The 12,891-nt window shown below is 39.5% G+C and carries 14 protein-coding genes; all 14 read right to left on the reverse strand.

Annotation, left to right across the window (positions count from 1 at the left end; genetic code table 11):
* Positions 1-4 precede the first annotated feature (4 nt).
* Positions 5-481 (reverse strand): thioesterase family protein, encoded by a 477-nt coding sequence (locus MHH64_RS00625; protein WP_340002481.1) that lies wholly within the window; start codon positions 479-481, stop codon positions 5-7.
* Between the two features lie 35 nt (positions 482-516).
* Entirely contained in the window at positions 517-1,485 is a 969-nt protein-coding gene (locus MHH64_RS00630) for a 3-hydroxyacyl-CoA dehydrogenase NAD-binding domain-containing protein (RefSeq protein WP_340002482.1), read from the reverse strand.
* Positions 1,486-1,489: 4 nt separating this feature from the next.
* Entirely contained in the window at positions 1,490-2,383 is an 894-nt protein-coding gene (locus MHH64_RS00635) for a 3-keto-5-aminohexanoate cleavage protein (protein ID WP_303446918.1), read from the reverse strand.
* Complete coding sequence (locus MHH64_RS00640; protein WP_303446919.1) at positions 2,380-2,931, reverse strand: GbsR/MarR family transcriptional regulator; 552 nt, start codon at positions 2,929-2,931, stop codon at positions 2,380-2,382. Before MHH64_RS00640 ends, MHH64_RS00635 begins: the two co-directional genes overlap by 4 nt.
* Positions 2,932-3,070: 139 nt before the next feature.
* Positions 3,071-4,747, reverse strand: coding sequence for a CocE/NonD family hydrolase (locus tag MHH64_RS00645; RefSeq protein ID WP_340002483.1), 1,677 nt, complete (start codon positions 4,745-4,747; stop codon positions 3,071-3,073).
* A gap of 51 nt (positions 4,748-4,798) precedes the next feature.
* Complete coding sequence (locus MHH64_RS00650) at positions 4,799-5,461, reverse strand: ABC transporter permease (RefSeq protein ID WP_340002484.1); 663 nt, start codon at positions 5,459-5,461, stop codon at positions 4,799-4,801.
* A 1-nt stretch (position 5,462) separates the two neighbouring features.
* Entirely contained in the window at positions 5,463-6,395 is a 933-nt protein-coding gene (locus tag MHH64_RS00655; RefSeq protein WP_118888415.1) for an osmoprotectant ABC transporter substrate-binding protein, read from the reverse strand.
* Between the two features lie 14 nt (positions 6,396-6,409).
* Positions 6,410-7,054, reverse strand: a complete 645-nt coding sequence (locus tag MHH64_RS00660; RefSeq protein ID WP_303446923.1) for an ABC transporter permease — start codon at positions 7,052-7,054, stop codon at positions 6,410-6,412.
* A gap of 13 nt (positions 7,055-7,067) precedes the next feature.
* Positions 7,068-8,222 (reverse strand): betaine/proline/choline family ABC transporter ATP-binding protein, encoded by a 1,155-nt coding sequence (locus tag MHH64_RS00665; RefSeq protein ID WP_340002485.1) that lies wholly within the window; start codon positions 8,220-8,222, stop codon positions 7,068-7,070.
* 317 nt (positions 8,223-8,539) lie between these two features.
* Entirely contained in the window at positions 8,540-9,376 is an 837-nt protein-coding gene (gene pstB / locus MHH64_RS00670; RefSeq protein ID WP_303446924.1) for a phosphate ABC transporter ATP-binding protein PstB, read from the reverse strand.
* Between the two features lie 55 nt (positions 9,377-9,431).
* Positions 9,432-10,316 (reverse strand): phosphate ABC transporter permease PstA, encoded by an 885-nt coding sequence (gene pstA / locus MHH64_RS00675; protein WP_095314032.1) that lies wholly within the window; start codon positions 10,314-10,316, stop codon positions 9,432-9,434.
* Positions 10,317-10,318: 2 nt separating this feature from the next.
* Positions 10,319-11,275 (reverse strand): phosphate ABC transporter permease subunit PstC, encoded by a 957-nt coding sequence (pstC, locus tag MHH64_RS00680; RefSeq protein WP_095314030.1) that lies wholly within the window; start codon positions 11,273-11,275, stop codon positions 10,319-10,321.
* Between the two features lie 137 nt (positions 11,276-11,412).
* The gene (locus MHH64_RS00685) at positions 11,413-12,402 is read right to left on the reverse strand and encodes a PstS family phosphate ABC transporter substrate-binding protein (RefSeq protein WP_095314029.1); all 990 of its coding nucleotides are present in this window, start codon (positions 12,400-12,402) and stop codon (positions 11,413-11,415) included.
* A gap of 285 nt (positions 12,403-12,687) precedes the next feature.
* Positions 12,688-12,834 (reverse strand): hypothetical protein, encoded by a 147-nt coding sequence (locus tag MHH64_RS00690; RefSeq protein ID WP_340002486.1) that lies wholly within the window; start codon positions 12,832-12,834, stop codon positions 12,688-12,690.
* Positions 12,835-12,891 lie beyond the last annotated feature (57 nt).

Below are 12,891 nucleotides of genomic sequence, written 5' to 3' on the forward strand. Positions count from 1 at the left end.
ACGTTCATTTCTTTTTTCTAATTCCAATAACACGCCCAACTTCTTTTGGGTTTTCTGCAGGTTTATGTTTAGTTGCAAGTTCTTCTATATGGTTAAAAATTTCTTCCGGAAACGGTGATGCTTTCCCCTCTTCCTGGTTAATTCCCATTAGCAATTGTTCACTCGTTGCAGCCCGTTTTCCATTTTCACCATACAGTTCAAAGAAAAGATGGATTCGTTTGATATCATAATCAATCACATTTATAAAGACTTCAAACGATTCACCAAGCTTCATTTCATCTAGATAGCAAACGTGATTTTCCATTGTATAAATCGTATATTTGCTCTTCGCTAAGAAATCCCCGGTCATCCCAATAACGTTCATAAATTGATCGACACCCCGGCTGAATGCTCGAACATACTCCGCATCATTCATATGTCCATTATAGTCAATCCACGCCTCGGGTACTTTATCCTGAATCAATAATTTCGCTTTATTCAAGCGTCCTTACCTCCTTTTAATCGTTCGAATGCCACCTACAATTTTCCTGATAACATTGATCCTGGCCAGTATTTTTCCAATAGCTGTTGGAGCTCAATTAAAAATTCGTCCCTACGATCTTCCAATTCTTCCATTTCTACACCAGCCGTTTGGACTTCACATCCGGTAATGACTTTGTCAGCTAATTCCTCTGTTAATTCTGGTGCTTCTAATTTCGTCCATGGTAATTTCAATGCCGGTCCGAATTGTTCCAATAAGTGACGCATTCCTTCTTTTCCACCGCCCATATGCAGTGTCATGAACGGCCCCATTAATGCCCATCTAAGTCCTGGTCCATATATAATGGAGGCGTCTACTTCATCTGTACTCGCCACCCCATCATTCACAATGTGAAGAGACTCACGCCAAATTGCTTCCATTAAGCGGTCTGCAATGTGTCCTTCAATTTCCTTCCGAACAACAAGAGGCTTCATCTTTAAGGAATCATAGAAAGCTCTTGCCTTCTCGATTGTATTTACATCCGTCTTTTCTCCGCCAACAAGTTCAACAAGTGGCATTAGATAAACTGGGTTAAAGGGATGAGCGACAATGACACGCTCTGGATGGTTGTGACAATCCGCCTGTAAAATGCTTGGTAATATTCCAGATGTGCTGGAGGCGATGATTGCTTCCTTCTTCGCATACGTATCAATATCAGCAATGACTTTTCGTTTTAAATCCTCACGCTCTGGAACATTTTCCTGTACAAAGTCCGCATCTTTTAGTGCCTCTTCTAAATTCGAATGAAAGCTCAGCTTATCCGTTGAAGCATCTTTATGCAGTCCCATTTTCTCCATCCACGGCCATGCCCGCTCAACGGCAGCACGTGTTTTTTCTTCCGTCTTCGGATCTGGATCAAAAGCAGTTACATGGTAACCATTTGCTAAAAAGCGCGTAATCCACCCATTGCCAATTACGCCTGTACCGACAACCGTGATGTTTTGGATTGATCTATCATTTGTCATACAGCTAGGCTTCCTTTCCATATGGGTTCAGTAAATTGAGATGTTTTCGTGCTTCAGCTGGAGTCATCACATCGGAACCAAAGGACTGGACTATCTCAACAGCTTTATCAACAAGCTGTTCATTTGTTGCAAGCTGACCTTTCTTCAAATACAGGTTGTCTTCCAGACCTACACGAATATTCCCGCCTTGACGGATAGACTCTTCAACAATCGGCATTTGCATTCGGCCAATTCCAAAAGCTGCCCATTTCGCATTTTCTGGAATTCGACTTTTCATATATGCCATGGTTTCTGCATCTGCTGCCGCCCCCCACGGAATACCGAGACAGAACTGGAATATTGGATCTCCTTCAACTAAGCCTTCTTCAATTAATTGATTGGCAAAACGAACATGTCCTGTATCAAAACATTCTAATTCGGCTTTGACACCACTTTCTTTGACGAGTTTCGCCTGTTTCCTTAACCAATCAGTTGGACTGATGTATAACATATCACCAAAGTTAATACTGCCACAGTCAAGGGTGCACATTTCCGGCAAGAGTCTTCCTATCGGCTCATGACGTTCTTCAGGGGTTTGAATATCCGTTCCTTCTCCGCCTCTTGTAGGGTCTTCATCACTTGGGATCCAATCTCCACCTCCACCTGAGGTAAGGTTAATAATGACATCTGTCTCTGATGCACGAATTCGTTCGACAACTTCCTGAAATAGATTGACATCATGACTTAATTTTCCTGTTTTCGGATCACGCACATGTATATGCGCAATGGTAGCTCCTGCTTTCGCCGCTTTAATTGCCGAATCTGCAATCTCTTTTGGCGTTACTGGTACATGGGCACTTTTTGTAGTCGTATCTCCTGCTCCTGTTACCGCACACGATAATATTACTTTTTTATTCACGCTTCATTCCCCCGTTCTTTTTTTGGCACATGTTTAAAGATTTCTCCGCTTTCAAAGAACTCCGTTACACGGTGAATCCAATCATAGTAATCCATCCATTCCTTCATTTCTTTTAGAAGTTCATTCAGGGCCAGTTCATCTTCTTTCGTCAATCCTGAAGTTGCTTGTAATTGATTCATTTGTTTCATCATTCTTTGTTCAAAAGAACTGCTGCGTTGAATAGCCCTTTTCCATGTAGAGGTAAACAGAAGAATGAATGTTTGATAATAATCCTCTTCCACCCGAAATAAATCTTTCCGAACTCCTTTTTTAAAGACGCGTTCCGCAATATTTAAATCAATCATTTCCCGGACTACCTGACTCATCCGTGTTTTACTCATCCCTGTTTCTTCTGATAGCTCATCAAGTGTCATTGGTTCCCTGTTCATGTATATAATTCCAAGCACACGTCCAATACTTGTGGAAACACCGAATGCATTCATATTGTCCGTTATTTTTTCAATGAATTGTGTTTTTACATCATCAATCCGTTCGTCATCATTCCTCAATGTCCTCACCCTTTTATGGCTTATTTCCATTTTAAAAAATTGAAAACCTGGCATTCGCTTCGTCTTTGATAGAATGTCATCGTTGCATTTATGCTTAGGTAAGTTTTATACTTTCTTAACTGCCAAGAAAAGGATTGTATTACCTTGTCATTGGCAAGACCAATTTTGATGCTTTGTCTCCACCTTGATAAATATATTCCACTGCAGATTTCCCTTCAGTGTGTGTCTTTGTTGTTGTTCCGTTATTTAAGTTAATATCATATAGTGGCGCATTGCTTGCTGCTATATCCAGACGTATGCGATGGCCTTTTTTCAAGGTATACGCGGTGGAACCTATTTCAACTTCCAAACTAACTGGATGATACTCTTTTTCTACCTTTTTTCTATGAAATGAATCGATGATATTATACGAACGTCCTTGGCTATCAACTTCTGACAGCCTTAGGGATATATCCAAAAGCTCAGATGGAGAAGATGCCCAAATACTCGCTTTAATTGAACCTAGCAATGGAAGATCTTCCTCAAGCTCCATACTCGTATAGACAAGAACATCTTCTCGATCTTGTATATCGCTCATATCAAACATCCCGGACGCGTGTCCCGCAATAAGCGTCCCCCCACCACGAGTAGGAACTGGGTGATTCGGGTCTAGTTTTAAAGCACTTTTGGTTTCCGTAGTGTCAGGTTGATACGTTAGCTTTCCATCTCCATTTCGGCTTTGTGACATCCCTTGACTCTGCAGGTATACTTCCCTTGACTTTACACCAGTTTGAATCGGCCATTCCTCAAAGGTTTCCCAACGATCCTGTCCCATCAAATAAAGGTGGACAGGTTTCTCGAAAGGCATTGGCTTCTCCTTCAACCATTTATCAAACCATTTAATATGGATTTCTGTAGGATCTAATGATTTGTCAACGCCTATACTAGATGCTGCATGGTTAAAAAAACGCTCCCCACATCGACCTGTCATTTCTTCATGCGTCCACGGACCAATCCAGAGCATTTTTTTCCCCTTATAAGTTTGATAGGCTTCTAATGTTGGTGCCAATAATCCGTCAAACCAGCCGCCAATGAATAATGCTGGAATATCCACTTCACTTAGTTTTCCCTTTAGATTTACATGATCTTTAAATGTTTTGGCTAGTCTCCCCTGCATAAAATCAAAATAATACGAGCCCGGATCAAGGTCTTTGATTGGCTTCCATTCATCAGCAGGAGCATCAACTAACCACTCTGCCATATTCTCAAAATAATAATGAAATTTCCTCTTGTCAAAGTTCCCTTCCCTTTTCAGCTGATCCTCTAACATAGATCCTAAAACCCATGTTTCCAGTTTAGCTACTGGATGAGGTTCTCCTTCGCTTCCCAGAAAGCTTCCCATAAGATCTGCTCCCGTCATCACTGGAGCAATCGCCTTTAAGGAAGGTGGCCTTTCTACTGCTGCTGCAAACTGGGTATAGCCATGATAAGACATACCAAACAGTCCAACTTTTCCGTTTGAATATGGAAGCTTTGCCGCCCATTCTACTGCCTCATATCCATCACGTCTCTCATGTATGAATGGAAAAAAATCGCCTTCTGAGGCAAATCTCCCTCTTACGTCCTGAAGGATAACTACATAGCCTGCTTGCACCATCCGAGGCACTTCCAAATATTCGTCATAGTAACGTGGTGTTTCTTTATCATATGGCAACCGAATCATTAACACCGGATAGCTTTCTTCATCATCCGGATGATACACATCAGACCGAAGAACTGTTCCATCAGCTAATGAACACGGAACATTTTTTTCAACTCTAATTCCGATTTCTCCCAAGACAATCACCTCTAATGATAGATTAAGAAGCAAACTCTATTTTTTTACCTTTTATGCTGCGCTCGATTTTGAAGACTTTATTGGTTGAAGTTTCCGTTCAATCCAACCCATAATTAAATCAGCGATAATGGCCATCAATGCTGTAGGAATTGCACCAGCTAGAATAATAGCTGTTCCATCCGTTGCATTCGTTCCCGTGAGGATGATGGACCCTAAGCCTCCTGCTCCGACAAATGCACCAATTGCAGCAATTCCAATCCCAATAACAAGCGCTGTCCGTAACCCTGCCATAATGACACTAATTGCAAGAGGAAGCTCGACCATTCGTAATAGTTGAAACCGAGTCATCCCAGAAGCAAAGCCTGCTTCAATAACCGTTTTATCAACATCCTTCATCCCGACATAGGTGTTTTGCACAATCGGCAGTATTGAATACAGCATTACTGTAACAATTACCGTATTGGTGCCAAGTCCCATGACAATCATAATGACAGCCATCGCTCCTAAGGCAGGAATCGTTTGAATAATACTTCCAAGTGCCAGTACCCAGCTACTCAATTTCCCGTACTTTGCAATAAGGATACCTAAAGGAATCGAAATAATTGCGGCAAATAGAACACCATACGCTGCCATTAGAAAATGTCTGTAAAACTGCACCCATATATACCCACCATTTTGGGTCACATATTGCACCAATTGTTCCAATGTATTCATATTACTTCTCCCCTTTCTCCATATCCTCAAAGAAGTTATTGGCTTCTAGAAATTCCATGGCAACTTTTTGCGGACTCATTAGTTGAACATCCGCTTTATAATTTAATTCCTGCATCGTTTCTGTAGAAATTTGTCCATGCAAACGTTCTGTAATTGCTGCAATCTCTGGGTAATTCTCCAAAGTCTCATTATCAATTACGGCAGAAGCATCATATGGCGGGAAGAATCGCAGATCATCCTCAAGAACTTTTAAATCAAATTCCTTAATTCTCCCGTCTGAAGAATAAGCCAGCACAACATCCATATGACCAGTAGCTGCCGCCTGATACACAAGACCAATATTCATTGGGAAAACATGACCAAACGAAAAATAGGTTTCCTGAAACCCATCATATCCATCCCCTTTGCGATTGACCCATGCATTATCTACGCCAAAACGCAGGTCATCCGCGAAAGGTTCGAGATCAGAAATGGTTTCAATGTTATGTTCCTCGGCAAATTCTGTTGTCACAGCAACAGAATAGCTGTTTTCAAAACCATAAGGCGCTGCCCATGTTTCATTAAATTGGTCCTGGAATTCCTTTGTTACAATGTCCAGCGCTTTCTCTGGATCGGTAATCGGGTCCATGCCAAGTGCGCCAGATAGGTCTGTTCCCGTATAACGTGTACTTGTTATATCAAGGTCGCCTCTTAACATCCCTTGGTGTTGAACAATCGATGATCCAAGATGTGTCACAAGTTCGGTACTGGCATCTGTTTCCCGTTCAATCATAATCGATAACAGTTCAGCTAAAATTTGTGATTCAGATGTACCTAGGGCACCTATTTTTATCGTCTCTTTTGTCGTACTTGCAAGGCCTGGCAAGGAACAGCCTGCAAGCACCACAAGCAAAAGCAAAACCATACTTCCTTTAAGTAATGTTTTTTTCAACATGTTCACCTCCAAGCTTATACCGTTTCATACGAATCCTTCAGCCCCTCTGGCGTCATTCGATTTTCTAAATAGGCCAGCAAGCGATCTGCAATTAAAGCAAGAATAGTCGCTGGTACTGTACCTGCAATAATTAAGGAAGGCTGATAAAGGTTTAAGCCATCAAAGATAAAGTCGCCAAGACCGCCACCACCGATAAATGCTGCCAATGTTGCCCAACCGATCAAATAAACCGTTGATAGACGAACACCAGCCATAATTACTGGAAGTGCCATTGGAAATTCTACTTTTATAATCGATTGCAAAGCACTCATTCCCATGCCCTTCCCAGCTTCAACAACCCCAGGATTAACATCCCGAATACCGATGTACGTATTACGTAAAATTGGTAGTAACGAATAGAAAAACAATGCAATAATGGCAGGTAGTTTTCCAACACCTAAAATCGGTATAAAAAATGCAAGGATCGCAAGACTTGGAATGGTTTGCAGAATACCAACAAACGAAATAAATCGATCAGCGAAGTTTGGTGCTCTAGAAAGCAGGATCCCAAGGGGTATCGCAACTAACACTCCAAGTAAGATGGCTGCAACAGAAATATACAAATGTTCCCATGTTTTAATTATTAGTTCATTCCCATGTGTAGCAAAAAAATCCATCATCTACTCCAACCTCCTACTCTGCATGTGCTACGATTTCTTCAAATTCTGTTCCATCGCCCCAAATCGTGTCATAAACGAGGGTTGCAAGTGTTGCGCGTGTGACAATTCCCACTAAACGGTGACCTTCGTCCACAATAGGAACATACTGTGCTCCTCGTCTGAGTATCTTGTGAATTGCATCACGTAATAGACTGTCCTGAGATACAGAATAAATGTCCGTTTCCATTACTTCCTCCACAGTACTTGCCTTTTTGTAATTGTTGTTAATGGATTCAATATCTAAAAATCCACTTAAAACATTATCTGAATCCGTAATAAGGAGGGAATCAACTCGTTCATCTCGCATTTTTGTAATGGCGGCTTTTAAAGTGGTACCGATTTTTACGGTAATTGGAGTACTGTTCATAATTTGCCCGACCGTCGTAACATCAGGCCGACCTTGAATTAAACGATCTTTTCCAAGGAATTCTTCCACAAATTCATTTGCTGGATTTCTGAGAATCTCCTCTGGTGTATCAACCTGAACAACCTCTCCATCTTTCATAATGACAATCCGATCGCCAAGCTTTAATGCCTCATCCATATCATGTGTGACAAAAACAATGGTTTTATTTAATTCTCTTTGCAACTTTTTAAATTCTTCTTGTAAGGCATCCCTTGTAATCGGATCAAGCGCTCCAAACGGCTCATCCATTAATATCAATGGGGGATTCGCAGCAAGCGCACGTAATACACCAATTCGCTGTTGTTGCCCTCCACTTAATTCATGTGGATATTTATCAAGATATTCTTCAGGTAAATTTACTAGCTTGATTAGCTCACGTGCACGTTCATCTTTTTTCTCTTTTCTCCATTTGAGTAAAGTACCTACAAGCACAATATTTTCTCTAATTGTCATATGTGGCATCAATCCAATTTGCTGAATCACATACCCTATGGACCTACGCAGTTCGACAGGGTCTTGCTCCTTTATATTTTTACCATCAACCAAAATGGCCCCTTCCGTTACGTCAATTAAACGGTTTACCATTTTCATTGTTGTGGTTTTACCACAGCCGCTTGGACCGATAAAACAAACAAATTCGCCCTTTTCAATTGTTAAATTCAAATTGTTAACAGCTGGCTTACCATTACCATATCGCTTTGTAACATCATGAAACTCTAACATTTTTTAAAGCACCTCCGTGTTGAATACTATATAAGTATAGGGAAATAAAGAAATAATAGAAAACAGCATATAAGTCCATACAGAACGAAAAATCTATACAATTTTTATTTTACAAAGTTTATAAAGCGACTATCTTAATAATTCTCCGTATTTCTAGCTATTGCGTTTGTTTACTATTTTTTAAATATTTTGTTATCTTTAGATATAGCAGGATACAATCGAATTAAAGTAAAAAAAGCCTCCTATTGATGTTCAAATATACCTCGAACAATCAGGAGACTTTTCTATATTTAAAAAATAATTCAATCAAAAACAGCTTATCCAAATCTTCCAGATATATAGTCTTCCGTTCTGCTATCTGCCGGATTTGTGAAAATCGTATTTGTTTCGTCGAATTCAATAACCTCTCCATTAAGGAAGAATGCCGTTTTATCCGAAATACGTGCTGCTTGCTGCATATTATGGGTAACAATAATAATTGAGTATTCTTTTTTAAGCTCTTGTACCAATTCTTCAATTCGTAACGTTGACTTTGGATCAAGTGCTGACGTAGGCTCGTCCATTAAAATAACTTCTGGTTCGATTGCTAAACAACGCGCGATACATAAACGTTGCTGCTGACCACCTGATAGACCGTATGCATTTTCATTGAGACGATCCTTTACTTCGTCCCAAATATACGCTCCGCGCAGACTGCGCTCAACAATTTCATCCAACACTTTTTTATTACGAATCCCGTGAATTTTAGGTCCATAAACGATGTTTTCATAAATTGATTTCGGGAAAGGATTTGGCTTTTGGAATACCATTCCTACCTTTGTTCTCAAATCCTCTACTTTAAACGAACGTTCAAGGATATTTTTCCCTTTATACGTTATCTCTCCTGTCGTCCGTACACCTGGAACAAGCTCAACCATCCGGTTTAACGTTTTAATGTAGGTTGATTTCCCACAACCAGATGGTCCAATAATCGCTGTTACTTCCTTTTCACGGAAAGATAAATTAACATCTTTTAATGCGTGTGTATCGGTATACCAAAGGTTTAATTCCTTTGTATCATAAACCACTTTACCTTCGGACTCAGGCTCTTTAGAAGCAACTGCTTCTGGATTAATTTTAACCGGTCTTTTACTTTTCACTGATGATGGACTCATCATTTTCAACTCCTTTAAATCTAGGTTAAGCGTGTCATATCAAATAAAATAACCGTTAATATCGTTGTTGGAACTTATTTCGAATGAAAATAGCTACCGAATTTAATATGAACAATAATACCAATAGAACGATAATAGTTGCTGCAGCTAAATAGGCATATTCCTTAACCAATGAAGAATCAAGCGTCCAATAATAAATTTGCATTGGTAATGCTGTAAATGTATCAAACACACCTTCTGGGAATGGGAGAAGAAATGCCGGAATTCCTAATACAGTTAATGGTGCTGTTTCTCCAATTGCACGGGATAGTGACAAAATAGCACCAGTAAGGATACTTGGTATAGAAGCAGGCAATATGACATTTTTAATGGTTTGCCACTTTGTTGCTCCCATTCCATAAGATGCTTCTGCTAAATACTTCGGTACTGCACGAATTGCCTCCTGTGAAGAAACAATCAAAATTGGTAAAACCAGTAGGGATAACGTGAGACCACCAGCTAACACTGCATTTCCTAAGCCCATAGCTCTTGAAAAAATCGTTAATCCCAGTAGACCATACACAATAGACGGTACCCCAGCTAAGTTTGAAATATTCGTCTGAATAAAGGATTGAATCCTTCCTTTTTTTGCATAGAGCTCTAGATAAATTGCAGAGCCAACACCGATGATTAATGTAACTGGTATGACGACAATCATTAGCCATACTGTCCCAAGAATGGCACCCATAATTCCTGCACGATCAGCACTTGTTGATAGTCTTCCTGTGATAAAATCCCAATCCAACCAGGCTGCACCTTGTGTAATGACTCGTACGAGTAAAATAGCTAATACAGCAAGACCGAATAATGTCGCTAGTAAAAAGACTATTTTTAAAAGATTATTCTTCTGAATACGTGCATGCATTCTTTTTTCCATTTTCTTTGTATTTACTTGGTTCATTTTTAATATTCCTCCCTAAACTTACGAGAGACATATCTTGCAAGTAGATTCATGATAAGCGTAAAAACAAACAGCGTTAATGCAACAGCGTATAAGCTGTAATATATAGTCGTTCCAGCAGCCGCTTCACCACCAGAAACTTCAACAATATATGCAGTCATCGTCTGCATAGATTGAGTAATGTCAAAAGTAAAGTTTTTGGAGCTACCACTCGCAATGGTTACGATCATCGTTTCACCAATTGCACGTGATATTCCAAGCACAAAGGATGCAATAATTCCAGAAAATGCAGCCGGAATTACTACTTTAAATGTTGTTTCAAGTTTTGTAGCCCCCATGGCTAAAGAACCTTCACGCATCGCATTAGGGACAGAAGTCATTGCATCTTCTGATAAGGATGCAATCATTGGTATAATCATAATCCCCATCACAATTCCTGGACTAAGGATATTTGTTGCTCCTACTTCGGGAAAAATCGAACGAATGATTGGTGTTACAAAGGTAAACGCAAAAAAACCGTACACAATAGTTGGAATACCAGCAAGAACTTCTAGTAAAGGTTTTAATATTCTACGTACTTTATCTGATGCATACTCACTTAAATAAACAGCTGACATAATACCAATTGGACCAGCTACAAGCATCGCAATTAGTGATGAAATAATCGTCCCATTTATAAGTGGCAGCACACCGAATTCAGGATTTTGACTAAGTGGCTTGAGTACAGTTCCAGTGAAAAATTCCCAGATTGGAACAATTTTAAAAAACTCAATTGCCTCGGATAATAGAGTATAAATAATTCCAATAGTAGTTAGAATTGAAATGCTAGCTATAATAAATAAAATCGTTGGAATTAATTTTTCTGTTATATTAGAGATACTTCTCGAACTTCTTTTTTCTTCAATCATTTCTCTAACATTCACAGCGTTCTGTTTATGATTACCGCTGTTTGTCGGCATTACCTCGTGCACTCCTTCCAGCGCTTACGCTTATAGCTCACAATAAGATGAGAGCTTGATTCTGCCCTCATCTTATTTAGAGTCATATGTCAAATTTTGATATAGGTGTTTTGCTTAAAATAGTGCCTCTATCGCGTTTATTGTAGCGCTTCTAAAGCTTCTAATTGTGATTGGATCTCATCTTCTGGAAGTGGAGCGAATCCTGTTTCACCAGCAAAATCATTTGTGCTTTCCAATACATAACGTGCATAATCTGCTACTTGTGGTTTTTCTGCTGCCATGTTCGGATTTAAATATGTGAATACTGGACGTGTGTAATCAGCATATGGACCACTCTCACCGATTGTGTCAAGAGATGGTGTTACTGCACCTTCGCCAAAGTCGATTCCAACTGCTTGTAAGCTATCTTGGTTGCTAGCATAGTATCCAAATCCAAAGAATCCAATTGCATTTGTATCTTCAGAAACTAATGTAACTAGTGTTGAATAATCTTGTTGAAGATCAATGTCACCTACTAGATCTTGTTCCTCAAGAATGCTTTCATAAAAGAATTCATATGTTCCATGGTTTTCATTTGGTCCATACGTGTTAATTTTCTCATCTGGCCAATCTGAATTAATATCAGACCAGTTTGTATATTCTCCAAGGAAAATACCTTGTACTTCCTCAGCAGTTAATTCAGTTGCAAAATCATTATCTGGGTGTACAACAATTGTTAATCCGTCTAATGCAAGTTTCATTTCGAATGGTTCAAAACCAAGCTCTTCTGCTTTCGCTTGCTCTTCTTCTTTAATTAGACGGGAAGCATCGTTGAAATCTGTTCCGTTTTCTGCTAAAAACCTATCAAATCCAGCACCTGTACCGGCACGGCTAACTTCAACAGATACGCCTTGCTGTTCATTTACCATATATTCTTCAGCAATTCTTTGCATTAATGGATAAACTGTTCCAGAACCATCAATTACTACACTGCCTTCTAATTCAGCTGCATCATCAGATCCTTCTGTTTCTCCTGAAGAGTTATCTGTTTCTTCTGTGTTACCTTCATCTGTTTCTCCTCCACAAGCTACAAGCACAACTGCTAATGCTGCAACAAGTAGAAACATTAGGTACTTTTTGAACTTCATAGTAAAATTGTCCTCCCCTGAATGAATGCTTTATTTTTGTGAGGCTTTTTGCCCTCAGTTGCTAGTATAAGGTGTGAATGTTAAGGAAGTATGAGCCAAATGTAAAGGTTATGTAAATTTAAAGATATTGTCGTAAAGCATATTTGGAATAGACATAAGTTGAGTTCTAGCTTTGATAACCTACAGAATTCGATTATAGGTACTATTCCAATTGTAAATATCTTAATTATCATCTACATACTTGGTAAGCAAATGCGGATCCGATATAACTGATCCGCATTTGCTTTATTCTTTATCCGTCACATATTCATTTGGAGCTCCTCCACCTTTGGAGTTACTATTCTTATATGGGCTCTTACGTCCGTTACGATGCTCACCGGAATTATCATTTTCCTTGAATTGATTGTTGTGTTTCTTTCCGTGATTACTCATGACCCCACCTCCTCTTACCAAACTTTCTGTAGTTTTTGCTAGAATAGAGGATTTATG

It is taken from the genome of Oceanobacillus sp. FSL K6-0127 (assembly GCF_037983385.1).
In the GTDB taxonomy this organism is placed as follows: Bacteria; Bacillota; Bacilli; order Bacillales; family Amphibacillaceae; genus Oceanobacillus; species Oceanobacillus profundus.